The organism is Halonotius roseus (assembly GCF_006861655.1).
GTDB lineage: Archaea > Halobacteriota > Halobacteria > Halobacteriales > Haloferacaceae > Halonotius > Halonotius roseus.
On sequence record NZ_SESI01000001.1, the window covers coordinates 650,199 to 674,828 of the forward strand.

22 protein-coding genes and 3 pseudogenes are annotated in these 24,630 nt (G+C 59.7%); 13 read left to right on the top strand and 12 right to left on the bottom strand.

Translation table 11 applies throughout. The features are described 5' to 3' along the window. Positions 1–108 precede the first annotated feature (108 nt). A complete protein-coding gene (locus tag EWF95_RS03500) occupies positions 109–2,886 on the bottom strand; it encodes a DNA-directed DNA polymerase (RefSeq protein WP_142442672.1) in 2,778 nt (925 codons plus the stop codon). Positions 2,887–3,019: 133 nt separating this feature from the next. On the opposite strand from EWF95_RS03500, the gene EWF95_RS13460 reads away from it, so the two are divergent. Genes EWF95_RS13460 through EWF95_RS03510 form a run of 3 tightly spaced genes read left to right on the top strand, consistent with a single transcriptional unit; the run spans position 3,020 to position 4,242 of the window. Next, entirely contained in the window at positions 3,020–3,193 is a 174-nt protein-coding gene (locus EWF95_RS13460) for a DUF7331 family protein (RefSeq protein WP_185911684.1), read from the top strand. Between the two features lie 42 nt (positions 3,194–3,235). Beyond that, a complete protein-coding gene (locus tag EWF95_RS03505) occupies positions 3,236–3,757 on the top strand; it encodes a DUF7322 domain-containing protein (RefSeq protein WP_142442673.1) in 522 nt (173 codons plus the stop codon). 26 nt (positions 3,758–3,783) lie between these two features. Continuing rightward, positions 3,784–4,242: a DUF7346 family protein gene (locus tag EWF95_RS03510; RefSeq protein WP_142442674.1), complete on the top strand. Its 459-nt coding sequence runs from the start codon at positions 3,784–3,786 to the stop codon at positions 4,240–4,242. On the opposite strand, the gene rad50 is transcribed toward EWF95_RS03510, so the two are convergent. The 4 genes from rad50 to EWF95_RS03530 all read right to left on the bottom strand — a co-directional run bounded on the left by rad50 (position 4,243) and on the right by EWF95_RS03530 (position 9,046). Further along, positions 4,243–6,948 carry a DNA double-strand break repair ATPase Rad50 gene (gene rad50 / locus EWF95_RS03515; RefSeq protein WP_142442675.1) on the bottom strand — a complete coding sequence of 902 codons (2,706 nt, stop codon included), beginning with the start codon at positions 6,946–6,948 and terminating at the stop codon, positions 4,243–4,245. Further along, a complete protein-coding gene (gene mre11, locus EWF95_RS03520) occupies positions 6,945–8,306 on the bottom strand; it encodes a DNA double-strand break repair protein Mre11 (protein WP_142442676.1) in 1,362 nt (453 codons plus the stop codon). Before mre11 ends, rad50 begins: the two co-directional genes overlap by 4 nt. Before the next feature lie 10 nt (positions 8,307–8,316). Beyond that, on the bottom strand, positions 8,317–8,616 hold the full coding sequence (locus EWF95_RS03525; RefSeq protein WP_142442677.1) for a hypothetical protein: 300 nt from the start codon (positions 8,614–8,616) through the stop codon (positions 8,317–8,319). Between the two features lie 169 nt (positions 8,617–8,785). Further along, positions 8,786–9,046 (bottom strand): MarR family transcriptional regulator, encoded by a 261-nt coding sequence (locus EWF95_RS03530; protein WP_142442678.1) that lies wholly within the window; start codon positions 9,044–9,046, stop codon positions 8,786–8,788. Between the two features lie 125 nt (positions 9,047–9,171). On the opposite strand from EWF95_RS03530, the gene pan1 reads away from it, so the two are divergent. Beyond that, positions 9,172–10,386, top strand: a complete 1,215-nt coding sequence (pan1, locus tag EWF95_RS03535; RefSeq protein WP_142442679.1) for a proteasome-activating nucleotidase Pan1 — start codon at positions 9,172–9,174, stop codon at positions 10,384–10,386. 66 nt (positions 10,387–10,452) lie between these two features. Next, positions 10,453–11,136, top strand: coding sequence for an endonuclease III (gene nth / locus EWF95_RS03540; protein WP_142442680.1), 684 nt, complete (start codon positions 10,453–10,455; stop codon positions 11,134–11,136). A gap of 34 nt (positions 11,137–11,170) precedes the next feature. Here the strand turns inward: nth and EWF95_RS03545 are convergent, their stop codons facing one another. Next, positions 11,171–11,650: a DUF7321 family protein gene (locus EWF95_RS03545; protein WP_142442681.1), complete on the bottom strand. Its 480-nt coding sequence runs from the start codon at positions 11,648–11,650 to the stop codon at positions 11,171–11,173. 440 nt (positions 11,651–12,090) lie between these two features. Here EWF95_RS03545 and EWF95_RS03550 point away from each other — a divergent pair, with 440 nt between their 5' ends. The 7 genes from EWF95_RS03550 (at position 12,091) to EWF95_RS03580 (ending at position 16,396) form a co-directional block, all read left to right on the top strand. After that, positions 12,091–12,984 carry a phage holin family protein gene (locus EWF95_RS03550; RefSeq protein ID WP_142442682.1) on the top strand — a complete coding sequence of 298 codons (894 nt, stop codon included), beginning with the start codon at positions 12,091–12,093 and terminating at the stop codon, positions 12,982–12,984. A gap of 63 nt (positions 12,985–13,047) precedes the next feature. Continuing rightward, positions 13,048–13,698, top strand: a complete 651-nt coding sequence (locus EWF95_RS03555) for a halocyanin domain-containing protein (RefSeq protein ID WP_142442683.1) — start codon at positions 13,048–13,050, stop codon at positions 13,696–13,698. Beyond that, positions 13,698–14,090, top strand: coding sequence for a DUF7318 family protein (locus EWF95_RS03560; protein ID WP_142442684.1), 393 nt, complete (start codon positions 13,698–13,700; stop codon positions 14,088–14,090). Before EWF95_RS03555 ends, EWF95_RS03560 begins: the two co-directional genes overlap by 1 nt. Before the next feature lie 3 nt (positions 14,091–14,093). After that, on the top strand, positions 14,094–14,888 hold the full coding sequence (locus tag EWF95_RS03565) for a cytochrome b (protein WP_142442685.1): 795 nt from the start codon (positions 14,094–14,096) through the stop codon (positions 14,886–14,888). A gap of 2 nt (positions 14,889–14,890) precedes the next feature. Further along, complete coding sequence (locus EWF95_RS03570; protein ID WP_142442686.1) at positions 14,891–15,703, top strand: cytochrome bc complex cytochrome b subunit; 813 nt, start codon at positions 14,891–14,893, stop codon at positions 15,701–15,703. 36 nt (positions 15,704–15,739) lie between these two features. Continuing rightward, positions 15,740–16,117, top strand: a complete 378-nt coding sequence (locus EWF95_RS03575) for a DUF7315 family membrane protein (protein WP_142442687.1) — start codon at positions 15,740–15,742, stop codon at positions 16,115–16,117. A gap of 3 nt (positions 16,118–16,120) precedes the next feature. Further along, positions 16,121–16,396, top strand: a complete 276-nt coding sequence (locus tag EWF95_RS03580) for a DUF7314 family protein (protein ID WP_142442688.1) — start codon at positions 16,121–16,123, stop codon at positions 16,394–16,396. A gap of 96 nt (positions 16,397–16,492) precedes the next feature. Here EWF95_RS03580 and EWF95_RS03585 read toward each other — a convergent pair whose 3' ends face one another. The 5 genes and pseudogenes from EWF95_RS03585 to EWF95_RS13900 form a co-directional block, all read right to left on the bottom strand. Next, on the bottom strand, positions 16,493–16,723 hold the full coding sequence (locus EWF95_RS03585; protein ID WP_185911719.1) for a hypothetical protein: 231 nt from the start codon (positions 16,721–16,723) through the stop codon (positions 16,493–16,495). Between the two features lie 474 nt (positions 16,724–17,197). Continuing rightward, a pseudogene (locus EWF95_RS13890) lies at positions 17,198–17,362 on the bottom strand (hypothetical protein); the annotation flags it as partial. A gap of 67 nt (positions 17,363–17,429) precedes the next feature. After that, positions 17,430–17,825, bottom strand: coding sequence for a DUF433 domain-containing protein (locus EWF95_RS13895; protein ID WP_394348575.1), 396 nt, complete (start codon positions 17,823–17,825; stop codon positions 17,430–17,432). Positions 17,826–17,973: 148 nt separating this feature from the next. Continuing rightward, positions 17,974–20,523, bottom strand: a complete 2,550-nt coding sequence (locus EWF95_RS03595; RefSeq protein ID WP_246055617.1) for a BGTF surface domain-containing protein — start codon at positions 20,521–20,523, stop codon at positions 17,974–17,976. Positions 20,524–20,808: 285 nt separating this feature from the next. After that, positions 20,809–20,883, bottom strand: a pseudogene (locus EWF95_RS13900) (surface glycoprotein); the annotation flags it as partial. Between the two features lie 461 nt (positions 20,884–21,344). Between EWF95_RS13900 and EWF95_RS03600 the strand changes: the two are divergent. Beyond that, positions 21,345–22,335: pseudogene (locus EWF95_RS03600) on the top strand (transposase). 157 nt (positions 22,336–22,492) lie between these two features. On the opposite strand, the gene EWF95_RS03605 reads toward EWF95_RS03600, so the two are convergent. Then, complete coding sequence (locus EWF95_RS03605) at positions 22,493–24,580, bottom strand: GLUG motif-containing protein (RefSeq protein ID WP_185911686.1); 2,088 nt, start codon at positions 24,578–24,580, stop codon at positions 22,493–22,495. Positions 24,581–24,630 lie beyond the last annotated feature (50 nt).

Sequence of the window (24,630 nt, forward strand, 5' to 3'; positions counted from 1 at the left end):
CCAATGGATGGTGTGTTACGCCCATAATGGTTTCGCATTCACCCCCGTAATCGATACAAGAGCGAAAAGAAAAGTTTTCGATCAGCAAAAACCCGGGCGAAAAATCGGCTACCAGTACTGTTCGAGCCCGGTCTGTGTTTGCCCGGTTTTGATCTCATCCCACGACATATCGAGGGCTTCGATCACTCGTGAGATCGGCCCCTTGAGCGTCTTCTCAAGCATCTTTTCGAGGTCGATCTCGAACTCCTCGGGCAGCTGGTCGGCGTACTCAAAACAGATCACGTCGGGATCGCGTTTGAACTCCCCATAGAGGGGATCCTGTCGGGGGTCGAGCCCTTCCTCGTCTTCCATCCGCCGGAAAAACGAGGAGTGGACATCCTTGAGGTAGAGTCGCTTGGGTTTCGAGCCGCGGTCGAAGTTGGTGCCAAGCAGGAGGTTGGCGTACTGCGCGCCCCGCACCTGTGCGGTCGGCGTCTCGTAGGCGTCGAGTCGCTTACCGATGCCGCCGGGGATGCCGATCTCATCGGCGCTTCGCTCGCCGTTGAGGAACTCCTCGATGACGGTCGTCAGATACCCCCTAACCTCCTCGCGGTCGGCCTCCATGTCGTCGCCGGTGACGATGGTTTCGATGACCTCCTTCTGGACGCGTTTGGTGATCGGCGCGATATCTGAGCGTTTGTACTCGAAGCCGGTGATGTCGATGTCGTCGACATCCTTCCCCTCCTTCCAGATGATGTGGCCGGCGTACCGTTTCTTGCGACCAGCCTGGAAAAATCGCCGGTAGAGCTTCTCGAACTCGATCTGGAAGCGATGGGCGTCGGCGTTGAGTTCGTCGCTGGCGAAATCGTCGTAGCGGCTGTTGATGTACTCCTCGATCTCGAAGGACTGCTCGATTGCTTCCGACTTTTTTACACCGCTTTCGAGCTCTAACATAACGCTATCCGTATCGCCGTATGCGACTTCGTAGTCGAGTTCGCTGGCGACGGTTTCGGTGAAATCAATGACCTCGCGGCCGGTCGCCGTCACGGCCGCCGCACCCTCCTTGTCGTAGAGTCGGAATCGATCCCACCCCGTTACGCCGTATAACGAGTTCATGATCACCTTTATTGCAGCTTGTTGAGTGTCGTAAATAACGTACTCATCACTGTCCGGATCATGTTGATCACGGAGTTTTTTCTTTTCTTCTCGCTCGGATAGCAGATCATCGACCATCTCGCGCATGATCCCGTCCGGCTCTTTCCGGAACCGGGTGCCGTTGGGCGCGCGGTAGGTTTCACCCTCGAAATCGTCGTCAACCTTGGTTTCGGGGCCCGCGTTAATTGTTACCATGCACATCGGGTAGAGACTCTTAAGGTCGAGTACACTGATATTTTCTCTCACACCCGTAATCGGCTCGAAGACGGCTCCACCCTCGAATTCCTCGGCTTCTTGTTTTCCTTTTGTCGGTAATGCGAACTTTCCGTACGCCTTATGCAGGACGTACTGGTCGACGGCGTCACCGGGCGTTGGCGCGTCTTCGAGTTTGCAGCCGACGAACTTACGGACTTCGTCCCAAAAATCGATCAACCCCTGTTTGCGGTCAATCTCAACACAGAGTTCCACGTCCCGGAGGTTGTATTCGAGAAGGCGTTTCGGCTCGTCTTCCCAGAGATCACCGATGTCGCCGGCGTACCGCTCCTTGCCGACGCCGAGTTCGAGTTCGCCGACTGCGTCGAGCCGATAGGAGTCGAGTTCGGTGAACTGGGTGCGCTTGTAGCCGTACAACAGATCGAAGACGACCCGGCCCTTGATGTCGGGGCCACCCCAGCCGGATCGCCAGACCTCGTCAATGCGAGATAGCCGGTCGACTGAAAGGTCTTCGTCGGCACGGCTATCGATCTCGTCGAGGCGGTCAAGGAAGTACGGCGCGTCGAAATCCTCGAAGTTCCACCCCGTGAGCACGTCGGGGTTTGTGTCGTCGAGATACTCGATAAAGGCGTCCAGCATCGCCGCCTCGCTGCCGAAGGCGCGTACGTCGACGGCGATCTCCTCGTCGTAGGGCTCGTAGTCGGGCAGATCAGCCGGAATCTCACCGTCGCCGTCGGGTGCCTCGTAGAGCCACGCGATGTACTCCTCATCGAAGGAGTCGTAGCTCGTGAGACAGACGATCGGCTCCTCGCCATCTTCCGGAAAGCCGCGGCGGTCGTCGACCTCGATATCGAAGATGTTGACCCGGAGGTCGCTGTCGACATCGGCGGGAACGACCTCGTTGTGTGGGACTTGGATCGTGTTCGACTCGTCGTCGTTATCGTCGTCGCCGTTGTCGCCACCGTCGCCGAGCCGCCGCTCGGAGACTTCGATCCCGCTGTTGATCCCCTTGTCGATCAGAAACCGGTTGGGAAACAGGATGTCGGCCTCGTAGTGGTCGAACTCATCGCGGATCTGTCCCACGTCTCGCGGCGTGCGACCGATAACTTTGGTCAGCTTCTCGCCGCGGATACTCTCGAAGGAGTCGCCGTCAACGTCGACTTCGCGGCTGTCGACAACGACATCGTACTCCTCTTCGGGCGGCGTGTCAAGCGAGTCGGTCGGCACGTAGAAGTAGGGCTCGAAGCCGAGCACGCGGACGTGTTCGTGGGTGCCGTCGGCGCGGCGACCGAACACGTGGATGATCGGGTGTTCCTCGCGGCCGCCCCCCTCGATGGTGTAATCGACCTGTGTGACCATCAGTTCGACCGTGCCGGTCGAGTCGGGAAACTTCGCGTCGTCGACATCGACGACCTCGCTGACCCGGCCGCCGCCGTTGCCGGCGACGACCGCGGCCGCATCGTCCGCGTCGGTGGCGTCGGCCGGGTCGGCGTCGTCGGCCTCGGGAGAAGAAAACGTCGAGAGATCCGACTGTGTCATAGCGACTCCTTGCGTCGTTTGAATAAAAAGACCCGGTGTTCGACCGATCACCCCGACAGTAGCCAACACCCCATCGGCAATCCTCGGTGTGACGACAAACTATTTACCATGTCACTAACTACCAAAGGACAGCATGTCTACCCACGCGGACAACCATCAGACGGATAGCGCGGTAGCGACCGAGCCGGCCGGCGTCGAAACCGTCGAATCCTACGAGGTCGACGGTGGGGTTGTGCTGTTCGACGCGGAAAACCCACTTGCGTGGGTTGAAACGACCGAGGCGGTCTCGGTGCAGGAAGCTGTATAGCCCGACAGGAATCCTTTTGCTGGCAGCCATCCGACAGGGAGTGTGTCCTCGGAGTCACCCGACGAGCAGGCCGAAACGGTCGATCCAGCCGACAGCGAATCGGCTGTCGACGACGCGACGGGTGACACAGCGGCGAGCACTGCCGACGAGACCGATCACGATCGCTCGTACGAACAGCGCGTACTGGATGAGTTGGTGCCGGAGATCAGCGTCGGCGACGAGCCAGCCGACACCGCCGACACCGCCGACAACCCGGACGACGGTGACATTCTGGGTAGGATCGATGGGGAGCCAACGATCGAAACGCCGACCGACGAGGGTGACAGCGGGCTTGCCGACGCACTTGACGAACTCGACGAGGAGCTCCAAGAGGCCTTTATTCGGGTTGTCGTCGGGATCAAAGCCGGCGTGTTGCTGATCAGCGCGGGGATACTGGCGATCGGCTTTCAGGGGTTGACAACGATCGGGGGCGTGCTCATCGCGGCCGGTGGGCTCGCCTTCACCCATGCCGGCTACCGATACTGGAGCTACGAACACGCGGGCGGCGAGAGCCACAACGGCTAATTCCGTTCGGCGACACAAAACGACAAATGCGAACTGTCCGCGACAGCGAGGGCGACCGGTATCTGTTGGTCAAACAGTCCGACGACAGCAGCCTGGTGCGCGATCCCGACTCGGGTGCCGAACGCTACATCGCCAACAGCGATCTCGATGTCGTCGCCGAGGAGTCGCCGCTGTCGACCGCCGCGGCCGGCATCGACCCCGCCGTCCGGCGACTGCTGACAGCAACCTACGACGACCAGTCGCTCGGCTTGCTCGTCGAGTTGGTTGATCGCGGCCCGCTGTCGACGGTCGCGCTGCTCGACAGCTACGATCTCTGCGAGAGTGATCTCCACGGATTGCTCGCGGAGTTCCGCGCGGCCGGGCTTGTGGCCGAGGCCGACAGCGGCGGCCAACGCGGCTACGATGCGAGCGAACTCGCCGAGCGAGCGGTCGAGCAACTGCGGGACAGCAGCTCGGTCGGCGAGACAGCGTCGACACCGGAGTAGTCAGTCGTCGGCAACGCCGCCGAGCGATCCAAGCTCCGGGTCGGCCGCGCGGGTGGCCGTCGAACGATTCGTCGTCGGATCCTTTTCGACCGTGATGAGTTCGTCGGCCGCGCCGACGAGCTCCTCGTCGTGGCTGACGATCAGGATCTGCCGAACACCGAAGCCGCGCATCTCCTCGACGAGATCGACCAGCCGGCCGACGTGGCCGGAATCGAGGAAGACGGTCGGCTCATCGAGGATGAGCGGCGGGGTCGGGGCCGCGCCCTCGATGCCCTCAGCCAACAGACGATAGATCGCACACCGGAGGCTGAGGTTGAACAGCGCGCGCTCGCCGCCCGACAGCTGGCCGGGCTCCAGCGGTTGGCCGTCCTTCTGATAGACGGTGAGGTCGTACTCGTTGTCCAACTCGATGCGGGCGTAGGCGTCGTTGCCGTAGACGAGGTCGAACGTCTCGTTGAGCATGCGTTCGAGACTTTCGACGTTGCGCCGGCGGAGTTCCGCCCGGAGATCGCCGTACATCGTTTCGACCTCCTGGGTTTCGTCGTGAACTGATTCGAGGCGGTCGACGCGTTCGGCGATGGCCTCGCGTTCCTCTCGGAGGGTTTCGAGCTGTTCGATGTCGGCGGTGACACCGCCGATGGCGTTCTGGAGTTCGTCGCGTCGCTCCCGGAGATCGGCGAGTTCGGATTCGACGTTCTCGATGTACTCCTCGGCGTTTGCCTTCCGGTCGCGGGCGGTTTCGACGCGATCGTCGTCGAAGGAGTCCAGAAGGTCGTCGCGCTGCTCGCGTTTGTCGGCCAGCCACCCCCGGCGTTCCTCGTTGCGCTCGGCGAGCGTCTCGCGCTGCTCGGTGATATCCTCGATCCGGGTTTCGAGCTCCTCGATCTCGGTGCGCGTTGATTCGAGGCTGTCGAGTCGGTCGAGGGCGTCGCTGACGGCCTCCCGGTCGTCGGTCTTTGCTTCGATTTCCTCGCGTGTCGCCGCGGCGTCGTCGGCTTTCGCGTCGGCCGCCTCACGCCGGTCGGTCGCCTCCTCGCGTTTGTCCGTTGCAGGGTCGCGTTCCTCGGCTGCCTGCTCGCGCTTCTCGGCTGCGGTCTCGCGGTACGTCTCGATCCGCTCGGTGAGTCGCTCGCGCTCGGCGTCGAGGTCGTCGATGCGGGTTTCGATCTCGACCAGTCGCTCGGCGGTGTCGAGCCGGTCGTCGAGCGTTTTCTGCTGGGTTTCGAGTTCCTCGATCTCGGCTTCCAGTTCCTCAACTCGCTCACGTTTCGCGTCGAGATCGTCGACGTGGGGGGCGTCTTCGACCGGCTGGCCGCAGGTCGGACAGTTGCCCTCGGCGAGCAGATCCTCGGCGTCGGCGACGGCCTCACGGGCGGTTTCAAGCCGGGCTCGCGTTTCGGCCAGTTCCTCGCCGAGTTCCTGCCGCTCGGTCTGGAGTTCGTCGCGGTGAGCCTCGGCGTCGCCGATCTCGATATCCGGTTCGGCGGCGTCGAACTGCTCGACTAACTCCTCGCGCTCGGTGTCGATCTCGTCGCGCTCGGCTTCGCACTCCTCGGCGTTGGCGTCGGCCTCCTCGGCCTCGCTTTCGAGTGTCTCGGCGCGTGCCTCGGCGTCGTCAGCCTGTGTTTCGAGGTCGGCAGCTGACTCCCGGAGGTTGTCGGCCTGATTCTCGTAGCCGGTCGCCTCGACCCGGAGATCGGCGATCGCCTCGCCGAGGGTTTCGTGGCGATCGGCGAGCGTCTCGCGGCGGTCGGCGATGGCCTCGGGGGTCGCCTCCGAGAGGTCGGTTTCGGTGAGTTTGTCGTCGATTTCTGCTTCGCGTTCGTCGCGCTGCTCGATGGCCTCGCGGCGTTGCTCGCCGAGGTCGTCGCGTTCAGCTTCCGTCTCGCTGATCTCGGTTTCCAGCTCCTCGATTTCGGTCGCTAATTCCTGTATCTCGGCCTGATGATCCTCGTACTCGTCGAGCACGGATTCAGCGTCCTCCAGCGTCTTCTTGGCCTTCTCGCGCTGCTCCTCGTAATTATCTATGTCGTCATCGATCTCATCGCGTTTCGTTTCGAGTTCGTTGAGTTTGGCGTGGAGGTTCTGTTCCTCTTTGGCCTCGATCTGCTCGTCGATCGTTTCCAGCGAGCCGCTGGCGTTCTGTAGCAGGTCGGTGACCGCCAACCGGGCCTCGCCAGCCCGATCCCGATAGGTCTCCAGCGTCCCCAGCTGCAGCAGGTCGTCGATCATATCCTGTCGCTGGCTCGGGCTGGCGTTGATGAGCTTGTTCACCTCGCCCTGCCGGACGTAGGCGCAGTTGACGAACGCCTCGCTATCCATCCGCAGTAGGTCGGTAACGAACTCGCGGACGGCGCGCGCGCCGTCGCGGCTGATCGGCTCGTCGCTTCCGTCGTCGCCTTCGAGGACGCATTTACGCGTGCTGACGCGGTCGCCGCTGCGGCGGAGCTGGCGTTCGATATGGTAGTCGACGCCGTCGTGGGTAAACCAGAGCTCGACGGCGGCCTCCTCCTCGCTGTTGCTGATCACATCATCCAGCGTACCGGGGAGGGCTTTCGAGCCATAGAGCGCGAAAAAGCAGGCCTCCAGCAGCGAGGATTTGCCGCTACCGTTGAGCCCGTGGATCACGGTGACGCCGTCGGTTAGTGACACGTCGGCGTCGCCATAGGGCTTGAAGTTCGAGAGGCGAAGGCGATCGAATCTCATAGGAAATCCTCCATCGTCGAGAGTTCGCCATCGTCAGTGTCGCTCTTGTCGGCAGTGCTGTCGGCAGGAGCAATGTCGTCGGTTTCGGTCTCAGCGTCGTCACCGTCGTCATCGACAACATCGGCGACCGCGTCGCTGGCGGCTGTGTCGTCGCTCTCGCTGTCTGATTCGGCAGCCGCCTCGGAACCGTCGTCGTCCCGCTCAGGCGGAGCCAATGCGGCGGGGTCGTTTTCGATCTGCTCTGTGAGCCGACTTTTCACCGTCTCTCGGAGATTGGCGTCGGCGATGTCAGGCGACCGAACAGCCTCGTCGATGTCGTGGGCAGCTTCCGACAGCCCCAGCTCCTCGATTCGCTCGTCGACGGCGGCATCGGGATCAGCGAAGCTCACCGAGAGCTCGGACTCGGTCTCGATCTCCCGGCGGTCGGTGACACGGGCGATCAGCGCGCCGCGGTCGAGGGCGAACGATTCGATCCCCCCCGGTGTCACGGCCTCGCCGTCGCCGGTGATCTCGACGATGACGACGGCGTCAGCAAGGTCGTGTTGGCCGACGCGCTCGCGGACACGATCCGCGCCATCGCCGGGGTTGAGCTCGACGGGAATAAACTCAAAGTCACGAGTCACATCCGACAGCGACCGGCTGCGGATGTCGACACCCTCAGGGCCAGGCTGGTCGGCGTCGAAGCCGACGACATTGTACCCGCGTTCGTCTTTCTCGCTCGCACTCGCGCGCTCGGTCGACCCGCAGTAGGTCACCCACACGTCGTCGACACGCTCGATCCCCGGCGCGTGGTTGTCGCCGAGCAGGACGGCATCGAAGTCGACTGTCGATTCCTCAAGGACGGTTTCAGTGTCCCAGTTGGCGTGCGCAAAGGGCGTGAAGAGGCCGTGGCCGACGAGAACAGTGTGAGCCGGGTCGGCGTCGATCGCGCTGTCGTCGGACGGAGTAAAATCGTAGTCGAGATCCTCGCGGCGGGATTCGGGGACGTGATCGAGGCCGTAGAAGGCTGTCGAGCCGACGGCGACCGGGTCGTCGCCGAGCCGTGTGGCGAGCCCGAGGCGTTCAAAGAGGTCGAGCCACTGGCCGCCGCGGGTGGACTCGTGGTTGCCGACGACAGCGAGAAACGGGATATCGGCGGCGTTGAGATCGCGGAGGGCCGACAGTGTCCCCATCAGATCCGGGAGATCCGGCCGGCGGTCGTGGAACAGATCCCCGGCGTGGACGACAGCGTCGACATCCATCTCGATGGCGTCGTCGATGACGGCCTCGAAGGCCGCCAGAAAGTCCGCCCGCCGCTCCGGCGAGTGGTACTGTTGGTAGCCGATGTGGGTGTCGCCAGTGTGTAGCACCCGTGTCATTGCCACTCTGTTACCCCTCGGGGGGTATATCGGTTCCGCGAGCGGGTGCCGAGCGACGAAGCGCGAGCAGGGCCTGTCGGCCTTCCCGTGCGAGAGTCGGCCGGTCGTCGGCCTCGGCAGCATCGATCGCCGACCGAAGCCGATCTAGCCCCTCAGCCTCACGGAACGCCGCGGCACGGTCGGTCGATCCGACACAGGCTGTCGCCTCTCGGATCACCGCCACATAGGGTGGTTCGACACGCAGGCTGCTCCAGCGAAGCCGGGCGAGCAGTCGATGAACAGCTCGGAGACAGGTCGCCTGAAGTGACATGCGGCGTCTGGCCGCGGAATGAGTGATAAACCTACGGGAGACCAGCAGGAGAACGGTGACACAGCGAACGCCGGAAGAGAACCCAGCGAAGCAGAAAGCAATGGAGGACACACGCGAAGCGCGGCCGAGCGCAACCAGCCACGGGAGACCGTTCGACAGCCGGGCGATCTCAGATCGTCAGGCTGTAGATCCGCTTTCGGGCATCCGAGAAGGAAAACCGGGAGTCGACGACACCGGCGTCCTCCAGTCGGTTGAGCGCGTATCGAACCGTCCGCGGCGGCAACAGCGTCTCTTCGGCAAGCTCGCTTTGTGTGAGTGTGTCGTTGTAATCAAGCACCTTGGCAACGAGTTTTGCACTCGGCGGCAGGTCGCGGACAGCATCCCATCCGTCGGCTGGCTCGTCCGTCGAAACGGTCTCGTGTGTGCTCATGCTGAGAGGTACTCGTGAATGCTGTATGATAATACTTGCTATAATTTGGTATTATTCATGAACATGCGGGAACAGGCGAGACAGCGACCCGAAGCCTCTTATTCCCGACAGTCGTACAAAAAGCGATGAGCGATACCGCGGACGACGTCGAGTTTCCCTACGACGAGGCGGCGTCCAGACAGGAAAAGATCGAAGCGCTACAGGAGCGACTCGGCGTGATCGAATCACAAAACGAGGAGATGCGAGATAAGCTCCTCGATGCCAACGCCGAGAACAACAAGTACAAACAGAAGTTAGAGCGGCTGACACACGAAAACAAGAAGCTCAAACAGTCGCCGCTGTTTGTCGCCACCGTCCAGGAGCTCACCCCTGACGGCGTCGTGATCAAACAGCACGGCAACAACCAAGAGGCGCTCACGGAGGTCACCGACGAGCTCCGCGAGGAGCTCGAACCCGATTCGCGCGTCGCGGTCAACAACTCGCTGTCGATCGTCAAACAGCTTGACGACGAAACGGATGTTCGGGCGCGCGTGATGCAGGTCGACCACAGCCCCGACGTGACCTACGCCGACATCGGCGGCCTCGACGAGCAGATGCAGGAGGTCAGAGAGACCGTCGAGATGCCACTCGACCGACCGGAAATGTTCGACGAGGTCGGCATCAATCCGCCGTCGGGCGTCCTGCTGCACGGGCCACCGGGCACCGGCAAGACGATGCTCGCCAAGGCCGTTGCCAACCAGACCGACGCCTCCTTCATCAAGATGGCCGGCTCCGAGCTCGTCCACAAGTTCATCGGCGAGGGCGCGAAGCTCGTCCGGGATCTCTTCGAGGTCGCCCGCGAAAACGAGCCCGCCGTCATCTTCATCGACGAGATCGACGCCATCGCCTCGAAACGGACGGACTCGAAAACGTCGGGCGACGCCGAGGTCCAACGGACGATGATGCAGCTGCTCTCGGAGATGGACGGTTTCGACGAGCGCGGCGACATCCGGCTGATCGCGGCGACTAATCGCTTCGATATGCTGGATGAGGCGATTCTGCGCCCCGGTCGGTTCGACCGCCTTATCGAGGTGCCGAAGCCGGATGTCGACGGTCGCAAACTCATCTTCCAGATCCACACCCGCGATATGAACGTCGCCGACGATGTGGACTTCACGGAGCTGGCCGAACACGCCGACGACGCCTCCGGCGCGGATATCAAGGCCGTCTGTACCGAGGCCGGCATGTTCGCCATCCGCGACGATCGCACCGAGATCACCCGGACGGACTTCTTCGATGCCTGGGAGAAGATCCAGCTCGAATCGACCGAGGATACCGGCAGCTCGCTGGCGTTCGCCTAACCGACGCTGACCGCTGTTTTCTCGTTAGTCCGAACCACTCAACACCCCGCCGGCCCAGCCATGGGTATGGGCAGTAAACTCGATTCAACCGAGGCGCAGACGTTGGCGGTCATCGACCGCCTGTACGACACCTACCCCGATCTTGAGATCTCGCTAAACTTTTCGAGCCGACTCGAACTGCTGATCGCGGTGATCCTCTCGGCGCAGTGTACCGACGAACGCGTCAACAAAGTCACCGCCGACCTCTTTGAGAAGTACGACAGCGCGGCCGACTACGCGAACGCCGACCAGGAGGAGCTCGCCGAGGATCTCAGCTCGGTGACCTACTACAACAACAAGGCGAGCTACATCCGCTCGGCCTGCCAAACCATCATCGACGACCACGACGGCGAGGTGCCGGATACGATGGACGAACTCACGGAGCTGTCGGGCGTCGGCCGGAAAACCGCAAATGTCGTCCTCCAACATGGCCACGAGATCGTCGAGGGCGTCGTCGTCGACACCCACGTCCAGCGGCTCTCCCGACGGCTCGGCATCACCGAGGAGCAACGGCCCGAAGCGATCGAAACAGAGCTGATGGAGTTGGTGCCGGAAGATGACTGGCAGTGGTACACCCACCTCCTCATTAGTCACGGCCGGGAGACCTGTACCGCGATCAACCCCGACTGTGAGGACTGTGTGTTGGAGGATATCTGTCCGTCCTCGAAGGTCGACAACGACGTTGATCTGGCGTCCAACGAGGCGTGGTAGGCGATACGCTGAAACGAACAGCGCGACGAACCGATCAGAGCCAGTAGCGAAGCAGATACCGATACAGCCCGATGCTCCACGCAAGGAACCAGAAGATCACATAGCCGAAGACGCCGATTCGGAGACGGCCGCGCCACGCGCCCATATTCTCGTGGAGGTCGTTGAGATCGATATCCTGATCAGGGTTCTGGTAGAGATCGGCATCGCGTTTGGCCTGAAAGATCCGAACAATTCCGGTGAGCGCGAACACCAACATCGCATACGCCTGCAAGCCGAGGACGGCATGGAGCGCCGACAGCCCGCCGAGCTGATCGAGCAGTCTCGGCATCATCCACGTCACCATCGGCACCGTCGTCAGCGTGAGGCCGACGACGATGAACTTGAGATGGTAGGTGAGTACGTCCCAGGTGACCGTCTCGCTGTCGAGCATGATCCACGCCCCATAGAGGAAGAAGGGCAAACTCGCCGTCACCGACAGGGCGGTCAGCGTGGCGATCGTGACATCGGCAACCATCGTCGGGGGTTGGGGCTACGGCGGTATAACGGGCCCGGACACAGTCGAGAATTCGTGTTCAGATAAGCTGAGGAAACTGGAACCATCTCGAAAGCCCCCGGCGGCTCGGCTCCCAGGACTCGCTGCGCTCCTCGTCGCTCGCGGTTCTCACTCCTGCGGTGCTTGCGTCGGCCGGGTTCGCCGAGACGCCGGCCCCTTTCAGTCCCACCCAACTGCGGCTGCTTGGCCAACCGATGTGGGCGGGACTGAAAGGGGCGACGTGCTAGAGGAAGGCGGGCGACGCAAGCACCGTAGCGAACGCAGTGAGCGAGGAGCGCAGCGAGCCCCCGACTCCAGCGCGTCGGGGCTTTCGAGGTATTTTCAATCCAATTGTACTAAGCTGAACAGTACCCAGTCGGGAGTCGGAAAGTGCTTTAGGGCGGCCAACCCTACCATCAGGCATGGATTCCTCAGCCGACGGCGACAACGAGCCGACGAGCGAGGAGCCCGCCGACGCTCCATCGGACGCCGACAACATGGCCGAGGCGTCCGCCGCCGACAGCAAAGCGGCCGACGATGATGAACCGGTGGAGTCTGCCGCCGAGGAGGCTGATGACGAGGAGTTGGCAGAGCTCCGAGAAGCGGTTGAGGAGAAGTACGATTTCGATAACTTCGGGCCGGCGGAGATGGCGGAGATGAGCGGCGAGGAGTGGGAGGCCGCCTTCGACCCCGAGACGTGGATCACCGGCGAGCGGCTGCTCGATCGGGTCGAGTCCGATCTCAAATCGAAGATCGCCGCCCGGGAGATCTTCGCGGTGGTCGAACGCGAGGCCGACCAACTCGTCGTCTACTCGGATACGGGATACGCCGTGGTGTCGGCCGACGGCACCGTCGAAGGCGAGGGTGGCGTGCGGCGGGATGTCGAGCCGGTGGTGGCGATGTGTTCGATGGACGACTATGAGGTCAGTGAGCCACCCGCCGACTACGAGCTACCGTCGGCCGACAGCGTCCCCGAACAGACCGGCGAGTTCGGGAATCTGATGATCCAGCTCATCGCCGGCGGCCAGCTCCTCGGGGGGGCTGCGTTGGTCGGGGCGTTTGTGCTGCGGCTGGTCGAGACGATTATCGCGCCGGTCGTCGGCGGGCTGTTCATGCTTGTCGGGTTCGGGCTGTTTGCGCTTGTCGCCAACGCGCGGCTCTCCGATCGGTTCCGCGCCGAGCAGTACCGCAACCGGCTGCGCGCCGTCGAGGCCGGCGGGATCGATCGCCCGGAGATCGACGATTCTGCGGGCGTCGAGACGGACGATCACGCGTCGTCGGAGCCGGCCGAAGACCGTGAGACGGAAGCCCAATGATCGGTCACCCCCCGAGTGGCGTAGCGGTGGGTTTAAGCACGCTGCGTGCCCACATTTTGTTGTATGAAACGGCGGGAACTACTCAGGACGGCGGCCGGCGCGGGGGCCGCTGCGGGAGCCGCTGGAGCAGCGACCGGCACCGCCGCCGCGCAGACGGAGATGGCCGACTTCGGCAGTCACCTCGACGGCGTCGACGGGGGAACAGAAGACCTCCGCGGCCAAAGCGAAGTGACAATCCAGGTCGGTGCCAGCGGCAACGGCGGCAACCTCGCGTTTAGCCCCGCAGGCGTTTGGATCGACCCGGGAACAACCGTGATCTGGGAGTGGACCGGTGACGGCGGCGGTCACAACGTCCAGAACGTCGATGGGCCGGCCGGGCTTGCAAGCGAGACATCCGGCGAAGCCGGCTTTACCTACGAGTTCGAGTTCACCGAGGAACACGCTGGGATCACGAACTACGAGTGTGTGCCACACTCCTCGCTCGGCATGCTCGGTGCGGTCGCCGTCGGCAACGACGTTGCGACCGTCGAGGTCGGCGGGGGCGGTGGCGGCTGGCCAACCAGCATGGAAGACTTCGCCCACGATGTGGGCGTCCCGATCCAGAAACACTACGTCGGCATCGTCAGCTTCCTCGGCATCGCGGTGAGCCTCGTGTTCACCTTCTATGTGCTGAAATACGGCGAGTCGCCGAACACCGGACAGGGTGGTGTCTGATGTCCTCCTCCGGCTCCACCTACGGCGACATCCACCGGTATGAGCCCGCCAGAGAGTCGACGGCGGCGGCGATCGCCATCGTCGTGTTGACGGTGATCGAGGTCGTCTTCGTGTTCCTCTTCGTGTTTGCCCTTGTCTCCGGCTGGGCGGGCACGGAGTTCGGCAACATGTTCGTCGGCGCGATCCTCGGGCTGATCCTGCTTGATCTCGCCTTCATCCTCGCGTTGTACCGCAAGGAGTTCCTCCCGGATGTGATGATCGTCAAGAAACGTCGCCGCAAGTGGGAAGATCTCTACATCGACAGCGACGATGTCGACGGGGTTGAGCTCGGCGGCGGCGAGAAGGTCTGGGACACGCTGAAACGAGCGGTGTACCCCTACTATAAACGATAACCAATGAGCTTAGAGAAACAAGACGACTTCGACCACGGCGCGTGGCTCAAGCGCAAAGATCTAACGCCGATCGAGACGGTCTTTCTGACCGCGCTGGTGTATCTCGACAAGCGGCTCCGCATCGTCGACTACCTAGAGCTGCTGGAGGATGCCTACTACAAGGTCAACCTCCAGATGCCGAAAAGCCACACCGAACAGTACGATCTCGACAACAAGTTCTGGTACTGGTACCCCTTGTACTCGCTGGGGTTCTTTTCGGTACTCGCCTATATCGTCGCCGCGGTGTCGGGTGCCCTGCTTGGCTTTTATTACTCGCCGTCGACTGCGGGCGAGCCAACAGTCGCTTACGAATCGGTGAAGATGATCATGCAGGACGTGCAGTTCGGCTACGCCCTCCGGAGCATCCACCGGTGGGCCGCCCAGATCATGATGGCGGCGGTCTTCCTCCACATGCTGCGGGTGTACTTCACCGGCTCCTACAAGGAACCGCGTGAGCTGAACTGGCTGCTTGGCATCATCCTGATCAGCCTCTCGATGGTCTTCGGCTACACGGGCTACCTCCTGCCGTGGAACCAGCTGGCCTTCTGGGCCGGCCAGATCGGCGTCGAGATGGCACTGGCAACCCCGATTATCGGCGAATGGGGTGCCCAGCTCCTGTTTGGTGGTTTCACCTTGGGACAGGCAACGCTTATCAGAATGTACATCCTGCACGTGTTCATCCTGCCGTTCGTGGTGACCGCGCTGATCGCGCTCCACGTCGGCATCGTCTGGGTGCAGGGCATCGCTGAACCACACTAACAATGAGCGACAGAGACACACCCACCGAAACACGAACCGACGGCGGAACAACCTCCGGCGGTGACGACGGCGAGCCGGCCACCGATGGCGGTGAGACCGGCATCGTCGCCCCGGACGACGAAACGCCAACCTGGCAGGAACGAAAGGCGCGCAAATCAGGGCTCTCACAGCTCACCTACGAGTACTTCGAGCGATCCCGGCGTGAGGATCAGGAGCTCCGCGAGGAATCAGATTATGTCGAACGCGACGTATTGGGGTTCCCGACGTGGCCACACGAGATCATCCGCAATATGTCGATCTCGCTGTTTTTCGTCGGGATGATCCTGCTGATCTCGGCGGCATTGCCGCCGAGCCTTGAGCTGCCGGCCAATCCGAGCTCGACCCCGAGTATCATCCTGCCGGACTGGTATCTCTACTGGTCGTTCGGCCTGCTGAAGCTCAACCCGCTGAACCCTGGACTGGCCGTCCTTGATGGCGCGAAGCTGATCTCCGATCAGCTCTACGGCGTGCTGGCAAACGTCGTCGTTGTCGGCGCGATCGCCTTCCTCCCGTTCCTCAACAAGGGGAGTGCCCGACGGCCGGTCGAACAGCCGTTTTGGGCCGCGATCGGTGCCGGCGGCGCGTTCTTTGCGATCACGATCGCCGCGATCGCCGTCCAGAACCTGATCCCACTGCCGCTGGCACTTCAGCTCAACATCGCCTTCATCGGCCCGGTCGTCCTCGGTGTGATGACCTACGCGCTGTTGAAGACGCTGCGTGAAGGGTATATGTACGGCCTCAACCGGCGGTACTACATGCTGCGGCCGCCGAAATAACGCCGGATAGATATAGCTCGCCGTCGTTTGTTTTGTATGGACGATTCACCCCCTCCGAGCGACGAGTCGTCGCCGACAGGGCCAGCCGACGCGACGACCGGCCGACGGGATGTCGTCGTCCCGATCCGGCTCTATAAGACGATCACAGTGTTTTCGACGCTGATCGCCACCGCGTGTATTCTGGGTGGCTTTATCCTCATCGACGCGGCGACGCTGCAGGTGAGCGTGCTGCGACGACTCCTGTTGGCCGGACTGGAGGGAGTCGGTCTCAGCGTTGATCAGGAGCTGTTCAGCGCGGTGTTGGCGATCGGTGGGCTGAGCCTCATGGCGGCCGGAACCGGCGTGTTCGTCCTCAGCAGCCGGTTTCGGGCTCCGGGAATGGGAAACGCTCAAGAGGATTCCGACGAAAGCTGAGGTATGGCCGATGAGTTCATGAAGGGGTTCGGCATTCTGACCGGTGCTGGGCTGCTCTGGATGACGCTGGCGGGCTGGTATCAGACACCGTCGTTTTTCATGACCAACCAGCTGATCGCGCCGCCGCCGGAGCCGGGGAACGTGTTTGATGCGATCTCGATCTTCCTGATCGACGTGTTCCTCTGGACGGCTCTGCTGGGGGCGTTTGCGTTTTGGATCCTGATCCCGGCTGGCAAGGAGCTGGCGGCGGCGATCGAAGAGCGCGGCGAGTCGAGCTGAAATCGGGCGGAGAGAAATCGATCACGCGACAGGGTATTTTCACATGCGGATCATGTTCACCGAGAGCGGTGCGAAGAGCACGTACATCGAGCATTGTTAGTCGTTAGTATCTGTCTCTTCGGTTGTCAGCTGCCGCGTCCATCCATTCCGTCGTATTTTCGCCCGTTTGCGGTGGAGCGAGACAGGATCGGATTCTGTCTTCGTCTCTTGGTCGAGTCCATCGGAGGAATCACTCGTCGTACCGATGAGCACACGCTCAAGGAAGTCGTTGTATGACTCATCTGCACGCCGGCGGCGGTCGAGAGTCTGCTTCACGCGGGTGCTCACACGGATCTGTGTGTGGGATGTCGACATATAAACTAGTGATATTACTAACAGGTCTTAATTGTTGGGGAAATTACATCCTGGTTGAACCGGTCGCCGATCGGTAGGTGTACATCAACGCCTGCTGGGCGTCGGCGCGTCAGGTTAGTTCTGACGGCCGAGGGCCAGCAGGGCGGCACCAATGAGATCGATCAGGGCAATGACCGAACGGAAGCCGGGCGTGCCAGTATCTCCTCGCTGTTAGCCTGGTAGCGATCAGCAGCCCGTGGGTGGTATCGCAGGGTGTATTTCCCGCCGGAGATTCACCTCGCAGACACCGGAAGCTCATGCTTCCGAACCCTCGTTTACAGACGTACGAAGTCCGCGGGAGCAGACAGGCGGAATCCCAGCGTAGCAGTGGCACTCACGTTCGACATTGATCCAGCCAGGTTCGTTCATTCGTCAGTTCGTCCCGTGGATAGTGATCGAAGAGTCGATCTAGCGTCCGAACCGCCGTTTCCGGATCGCGCCGCAAAATATCGGGGCGGTATAGATGACGATTCCGGCGTGAGCGACCTCCTCACCAACGGTACTGCTGAAGTCTTTCTTATCGTGAGTAAGCAAGATGCGATCTTGCTCACCGCAGTATCGCAGCAGTCGCGTGTCGTCTGTTCCTCACCAAACACGTCACTCGCCCGAACAACATCGTAATCGGTCGATCGGAGCGTCGTTATGAAGACGCTGGGGACGTGTTCGTCAGTGTAGAACGCGATTGCTGTACGTGTGTTGGCGGCTGGATGGCCGATTGTGAAAGAATTTTTTCGGTCTCACTCCGCTCTCGACGAAGCTCGCGCATCTGTTCCGTATGGTCGTGATAGTACACAAGTGCGTGATAGACAGCTGTGACTTCGAGATCAAGCTGATCGGCGGTATCTGCCGGTGTGTATCCACTATCAAGAACGAGTTCGGCGATATCGAGGACGCCAATGCGCGTCTCCGCGATCCGCGGCTCACCGTTGAGAGTGTCTGGGGTCTCTACGATTGTCACTATTGATATACGACACTTTGTCGGGATCAGATATAAACGTTCGTCGCCAGCAGCGAAGACAAAGCTATCAGAGCTCACTCATCAAGCCCTGTGGCATTCGTCTTGTAACTCTGTGAATAGCGTCAGTACCGCCTGCTGTAGCTCAGCGGTCGAAAATAACGGAAAATGAGGGCCGGCACGAAGCCGGTAGTCAGGGGTAAAGCCCAGTGGGCGTCAGCACGTCAGATCAGTTCTGACGGCGGACGGCCAGCAGGGCGGCACCGATGAGAGCGACCAGCGCGACAACGGCACCGAAGCCGGGCGTTCCGTCGTCGGTGGAGCCGTCGTCGGTCTCGTTGGTATCACCGTCGTCGGTCATACCGTCGTCGGTCTCGTTGGTGTCACCATCGTCAGTCATACCGTCGTCAGTCTCGTTGGTCTCCTCACCGTCGTCACCAGTGTCGACAGATTCAACAATGATTCCATCGGCGGAGCCGACACTGCCACCGGCGACTTGGTAGTTGAGTTCGAACTCATCACCGGCTTCCTGATCGCTCAGGTCGTAGGTGGTCGTGATCGAACCGTCCTCGGAGATGTTGACATCGTTACCCTGTCGGAACGACGAGGAGGCGTCAGTCGAGCTGACGCGGATCGTCGCATCCGAGCCGGGCGCAACGTTCGTCGTACCGGAGACCTCAGCGTCCTCGCCGGCGGCAACCTCAACGACTCGGTCGTCGTTCAGGTTGTCGTAGACGATCGAGCGCGGCGAGAGCGTCAGATCTGCACTGTTGCTGAGGGTTTCACCCTGCAGCAGGTACGGGTAGTTGTCCGCGTTGTTGTCAGGGTTGAACGGAGCGTTGTTGTTGTCTTCCCAGGAGAACCGGTTGTCATCGTTGTCAGCATCGTATTCGATCGATGCCGTAAAGTCGGTGTCGGAGTCCGGTGCGTCGCCGTTAGCGAAGGCGTCGTCGGAGCTCGTATCGACAACAACGAAGAACTGACCGTTGTCCTCATCAATAACGACGTAGGCGTCGGAGTCACTGCTGTCGAGATCGACTTCGAGCGGATCCTGGTTGCCGGTCGCGCTCTCGGCTTCGATCGAGAAGTCGATCTGGTCGTAGCTGTTGTCAACGATGTTGTGAAGGACAGTGCTCGATGCACCGTCGGAGAGTCGGTCGAAGTCGGTGTTCAGGTTTCGATCATCGTCCGGGGCGGCGACCATCGTGCCGTAGAGGCCGGTTGCCTCAACTTGGACGACAAGTCGGTCGTTGACAGCGATCTCTTCGCGCGCGGTTACTGAATCGAGGAGTTCATCGACCTCGGAGTCCTCATCAGCATCCTCTTCAGGCGCGGTGTGGGTTACGACCTCACCGATCTCCGGCTGCTGGAGTTCGATGACCTTGCTGCCGAGTTCATCGTTGGCTTCGCCGCCAGGGTCGGCGTCGAAGACGTAATCAACGCTGTTCGAACCGGCCGCCGTTACCTCGTAGTCGGTCGACTGCGGCGGTCGCGTGATCTGGTTTTCGCCGATGTCGGCGATACCAAGGGCCTCAACGTAGGCCTCGAAGTTGTTGCTACCGTCAGCGAGTTCACCATCGTCCTCGTAGAGCTGCACGCTGCCATCGTCGGACGGAAGGTTCTCATCGGTGATTTCGCCGTGAACTTCGCTCTGGAAAGTATCGGTATTGCTGGTATCGTAGACTGCATCGGTTCCAGCACTGCTACCGAGTAGTCGAGTGTTGATGTCGACTTGAACTGGCTCGTCACCGTCGTCAACCTCGATGTAGAGGACATCAACGAAGTCGGAGTCCTCACCACCGATCTGGACGTAGGTGTCGCTCGTATCTTCGAGCGTCAGATTGAAGCCTGTGATATCACCAGCGGCGTCCTGCGTGACACCTTGGGTGAACTCAGCGTTCTGGTCGGCCTCGTTGACCGTGATCGAGTCAGTATCCTCAGCGGTCGAGTCCGTTCCTTCGAAGACGAACTCGTACTCGCCGGTATCGATGTCAGCCTGTGCAAAGTCGACAACGAATTCGTCGCTGTCCTCGACAGGCTCAAGCGAGATCGTGTCGTCATCGTCGTTCACGTTCGAGGTTGCGAGATCGAAGCTCGATCCCGCAACGAAGATGTTTGCAAGATCCTCAGCACTGAGATCACCGCTACTGGTGGTAACGTTGATCGGGTAGTTGTTTCGGTTGGATTCGAACTCGAAGTCCGTATCGGAGTTCTGCCCTTCGTCAGTGACGGAGGACTCGTCGAACTCAGCGGTCAGGGATTGCTCGGCGACCTCGAAGGTGTTCGTCGGTGCGGAATCACCATCAGGGATGGTGAGGTCGATACCGTCCGCGCGAAGGTAGTAGTCGCCAGCTTCTCGCTCTTCGGTATCGAAGGTGACGGAGTCACCCGAGGCACTAATCACGGACGCGAGACGGGTCGAATCCGAATCGACGCGCTCGCGGAGCTGAATATCGCCGTCTGGATTGACAAGACCAAGATCATTGATAGTTACCTCTTGGCCCTGCCAGACGATGTTGCCTTCGACCCCATCGTATCCGGTGAACGGAGCCGGGCCGACAGTTGCCGGGCCGCCATCAAGGTTGTAGTCGGAGTCGGGATCATCGTCAGAGTCACCGTTGTCGGGATCCTCTGAGCCACCGTTGTTGGGGTCCTCTGAGCCACCGTCAGAGACAGTGATCTCGCTGTCACCGGTGATATCGACGCTTTCGCCGTCGTCAGACGAAGTCCCGTCGATTGAGTAGGTGGAACCATCTTGGGCATCGTTCGGAACAGTCACGGTGTATGTGACCGTGGCAGTACTAACTCCGCCCCAGCTGCCGAATACCGTGTTACTATTTTCTTGGTATTCAACAATGGTTTCTTCACCATCACCTTCGACACCGCTGACGGAAAGTTCTTCAGCGGGGTTGTCTGTGATGCGAAGATCGGGGCTATCCGCATCGGTCTCTACTTCAACTGTCACTTGCGTCTGGTCACCAGGCGCAAGGTCGCTATTCTCGATGGTACGGTCGGCCGATGTAACCGCTGCCGCTGCACTCCCTGCGAGTGCAGTCGACAGGGCAACGACGGACAGTACCATGATCGCAGCCAGGAAGACTGCTTTTCCTTTGGTACGATATGAATTATTATCTGTCATGTTTTACGGAAATGCGACAGTGCTCCGAATTCAGCTATCGGACACACTGACACATGCATCAGATCATACCCCAAGGTGGGGTATATGTTTTGTGGATTAGTCGGAACTGTGTCTGAATTGAGGCCAATATTAGTGACTATCTCCCTTTACAGGCTGAACAGTCATAATGCCACGCCATACAGAGGAGGTCAAGACACTCTACCACCCTCTGGCGTTGCTTGTCCAGTTGCTTGAGCTGTGTTTTTTTCGTCTAAGTTTTCGCTGTTCACGGCGCAAACGTTCGCGGTCTTAGAATAGCTAGTGATCCGATAGCTTGCCTATCGGTATCGTGGGTGATTTGAGGAGACACACATCAATTCCGACACGCTGCTCTGTTTTTGATCTCCCCAGTATTAGCTTACCCTCAGAGGGTGTCATAGAACGAGTAGCACACTATAGAGCAGGGTGAACGCTGAGGTAGAATGAGTTCAGCGACCCTGCAAAATGATCCTTCGGTAGACTCGTTCTTCAATGTCGTGGAGACAGAGACGCTTGCGTTGTTTGAGCATCTCTCCTTCGAGTTTCTCGAAGAGTTCGACGTGTCCGCCCCGGCGGAGACGGGGCGAACACGAGACCACGAGCCACCCGCGTTGATGCGCGGTTTTCTTCACTGTTACTACAAGGACATCTACGGCATTCGACCCGTTGCACGAGAGCTTCGGAACACGATTGTCTGGCTGAGCTGTGGGTTCGATCGACCGCCGTCGAGAGACGCGGTCGATCGCTTTCTCACCGACCTCGGACACGTTGTTGACGATGTCTTCGGGAGGCTTGTCGAGCAGGCCGCCCGCCGCGGCCTGCTCAACGTGACGTACTGCATCGATTCGACCGACGTGAGGGCGATGCCTGCTGACCAAGATGCCTCAAAGTGCTACGATCCTATGGCTGACGAGTGCTACCATGGATACGGCTGCACGATTGTTTCGACCGGGCAAAAAATCCCGATAGCAGCGGAGTTCACCGAGAGTAAACAAGCACCAGAGGAGACGGCGATGCGGGTCACGCGTGACGCGCTCGCCGTGGCCAAGCCGCTGTGGATGGTCGGTGACAGTGCCTACGACACGCTCGACTGGCACGACCACTTGCTGGCTGCAGGCGTCGTACCAGTGGCTCCGTACAACGCGCGAAACACTGACGACCCGAAAAACATCGAGTACAGGGTCGAAGATCGCATCACCGACCACAGCGAGGACGTACAGATGAAGCAATCAACTCTGGACGAGACGTACAACCGGCGGAGTGGCGTCGAACGTACCAATGAAGCAGTGAAGACTGTGGCCTCGGGCGAACGCACCCCGAGGCCGCGTCCATGCGCGAGCACAGGTCTTTCTCGCGCTGTGCCTTCGTCTCGTTGTCGCAATCACCAACTACGAACGAGGAGACAATCCAGGAAGTACCGTGATCACGGTGTGAGAAGTATTCTATGACACCCTCGCACTTACAGCTATTGCGCCTGGTGATGATTATTAAAGTTTTGCATATTTCGCGTCTCTCGGTAGATATGTCTGTGGAGTAAAACTTCATGAGGCTGCTCTCATGGCGGCTTTTACAGAAGGTAGAGAGAAGAACGTTAACTGCTATTGCGGAAAGCAGCAGCCACATCACCAAGCGTCCCGGGATCAATCTTGTTGCTGCGGAAGTCAGCGGCAGCATCACCGAGTCCACTTGGGCCAACTTGTCCATTATCTCTCACGTACTCGGCTGGGATGGTTACGTCACCGGGGGCCTCAACCTCTTCGTCTTCTTCTGTAGAAATCTGAATATCTCCTTCCATTTGATGGTGAATGGTGCAAATATAGCTATTTATCGCATCGGCCAGTTCCTCAGTAAGCGTGAACGCAAGCTCATCATCCTCGTTGACCCACTCAACTTCACTATCATCTTCAAATTCTCCTGAATTAGACTGGCTCAACAATGGGCCGCCAGTTTCATCTCGAAATTCAAGCGGATGACCATCCCGTCCGTCGTTTTCAATCACGTATCGTTCCCCCGGTTTCAGCGTGAGTGTTGGATTATCCTCAATTGTTGAGGCAACATCATCATCACCATCAATAGAGGTTACTTCCCACGCTGAGACCCCGACGTTGTTCAACGTAATCGTGATATCGCCTTCAATTTCCCCATCAGTCGGTTCGTCAACAGGCTCGTCTTGCCACGCCAACACCGGATAATCAGCCGGATCAGTCACGACATCCCACGTCTCATCGAAATCCAGCGCATCCATGTTCTCGGCAGCGGCCTCGCCTTGTATTTCAGCGGTGCTCAGACCGGTGATATTCGTAATCGTGCCATCATATCCATCAATACTTACGTCAGCATTGCTCACATCTGTGTCCCAGTAGAGATCCGATGCCTCTGTTTCGGGTCGATTATCTCCAATGACACCGCCGAGGTTGAGTGGAGAATCTTCAATTGTATCTATAGAGAAATCAACAGCCGCGAAACAGCGTTCAATCACGCCGTCGCTTTCGAAACCAGAGTTCCTACCGACAAGTCCACCAACCACTGGGAAATCACCTTCGGTAGTATCAATGGCACCGGTCGCATAGGAATCTTCAATGGTACCAAAGTTCACACCGGTTATTCCTCCGGCAGTAGGACCGACTGAGTCGCTCACAGTAATGGTCGCATCCGAGTAACACTGGCGTACAATGCATTCTTGCGGATCGTCACCACTGTTGTGTCCGACGATACCACCGACTAAGTTGGTCGTGCGACGGTTCTCCTCTGGATGCGTGTCTGGGTTGTCTTCAACAGTCACGGTGCCAGTTGTAACACATTTCTCGATGAGTCCATCATTCGTCCCGGCTATGGCACCTGCGTGCACACTGCCATTTTCGCCACTGTCTTCATCATATACATAGTTATCAAGTACCTGCACATCAGCATCTGATCGACAGTTCTCAACAGTGGCATCCGGAGCGTCATTTTTAGCGACAATACCACCGATTCTGACTGCGCCGCTTATTTCGGATCCTTCTGAGCGCCACTCAATAGTTCCGGTGGCTTCGGAGTCTCTAATAGCGGCTTGATCGTCGTTTTCACCCACGACGCCTCCAACATCATCTCGCCCGGTAACATCAACTGCAGAATCAGCGTTGCTAACGAGTACTTCGTCTCGTGATTCTCCAACAACACCTCCGACTTTGTCACCAGATCCCTCGACGGTACCGTCAGCGGTGATTCCTTCGACAGTTGTTTCGCCTTCAGCAATACCGACAACAGTCCCAACGTAGCTATCGCCGTTAATTGTGGCATCGCTAAGTATGAGATTTTGAATTGTGGCATCATCCACAGTTCCAAAGAGACCAACTCCTTCTTCATCCGGAGGATCAATCGTCAGGTCGAAAATCGTCTGTTCGGAACCGTCGAATATGCCAGTGAACGGCTCCTCGCTACCGATAGGTTTGAAACCATCTCCGTGTTCGTCGTAGCCCGGAGTATCCTCTTCGAGATCGTTCGCCAACTCGTAGTCACCATTAAGATCATTCCGAATGGCATTAAGATCGTTCCAGTCTTCGATTTGAGTTACACTCTGGGCACTTCCGGATGTCGTAGCTAACGTTGAACCAATTACTGTGCTACCAACGAGTTTCATTACGTTCCGTCGTGATTGACTCAAATGGTTATTTTTGACCAACAATCGTTTTTCAGACATGATCGGCTGAATACACTCTATCAGTAAATAGATTATCATAATATGAGGGT

Coding starts and splice junctions, on each gene's coding strand:
- EWF95_RS03575 (WP_142442687.1), top strand. CDS start 15,740: ATGGACGATTCACCCCCTCCGAGCGACGAGTCGTCGCCGACAGGGCCA.
- EWF95_RS03605 (WP_185911686.1), bottom strand. CDS start 24,580: ATGTCTGAAAAACGATTGTTGGTCAAAAATAACCATTTGAGTCAATCA.
- EWF95_RS03565 (WP_142442685.1), top strand. CDS start 14,094: ATGAGCTTAGAGAAACAAGACGACTTCGACCACGGCGCGTGGCTCAAG.
- EWF95_RS03550 (WP_142442682.1), top strand. CDS start 12,091: ATGGATTCCTCAGCCGACGGCGACAACGAGCCGACGAGCGAGGAGCCC.
- EWF95_RS03555 (WP_142442683.1), top strand. CDS start 13,048: ATGAAACGGCGGGAACTACTCAGGACGGCGGCCGGCGCGGGGGCCGCT.
- EWF95_RS03525 (WP_142442677.1), bottom strand. CDS start 8,616: ATGTCACTTCAGGCGACCTGTCTCCGAGCTGTTCATCGACTGCTCGCC.
- EWF95_RS03580 (WP_142442688.1), top strand. CDS start 16,121: ATGGCCGATGAGTTCATGAAGGGGTTCGGCATTCTGACCGGTGCTGGG.
- nth (WP_142442680.1), top strand. CDS start 10,453: ATGGGCAGTAAACTCGATTCAACCGAGGCGCAGACGTTGGCGGTCATC.
- EWF95_RS03545 (WP_142442681.1), bottom strand. CDS start 11,650: ATGGTTGCCGATGTCACGATCGCCACGCTGACCGCCCTGTCGGTGACG.
- pan1 (WP_142442679.1), top strand. CDS start 9,172: ATGAGCGATACCGCGGACGACGTCGAGTTTCCCTACGACGAGGCGGCG.
- EWF95_RS03500 (WP_142442672.1), bottom strand. CDS start 2,886: ATGACACAGTCGGATCTCTCGACGTTTTCTTCTCCCGAGGCCGACGAC.
- EWF95_RS03570 (WP_142442686.1), top strand. CDS start 14,891: ATGAGCGACAGAGACACACCCACCGAAACACGAACCGACGGCGGAACA.
- EWF95_RS03510 (WP_142442674.1), top strand. CDS start 3,784: ATGCGAACTGTCCGCGACAGCGAGGGCGACCGGTATCTGTTGGTCAAA.
- EWF95_RS03560 (WP_142442684.1), top strand. CDS start 13,698: ATGTCCTCCTCCGGCTCCACCTACGGCGACATCCACCGGTATGAGCCC.
- EWF95_RS13460 (WP_185911684.1), top strand. CDS start 3,020: ATGTCTACCCACGCGGACAACCATCAGACGGATAGCGCGGTAGCGACC.
- rad50 (WP_142442675.1), bottom strand. CDS start 6,948: ATGAGATTCGATCGCCTTCGCCTCTCGAACTTCAAGCCCTATGGCGAC.
- EWF95_RS03530 (WP_142442678.1), bottom strand. CDS start 9,046: ATGAGCACACACGAGACCGTTTCGACGGACGAGCCAGCCGACGGATGG.
- mre11 (WP_142442676.1), bottom strand. CDS start 8,306: ATGACACGGGTGCTACACACTGGCGACACCCACATCGGCTACCAACAG.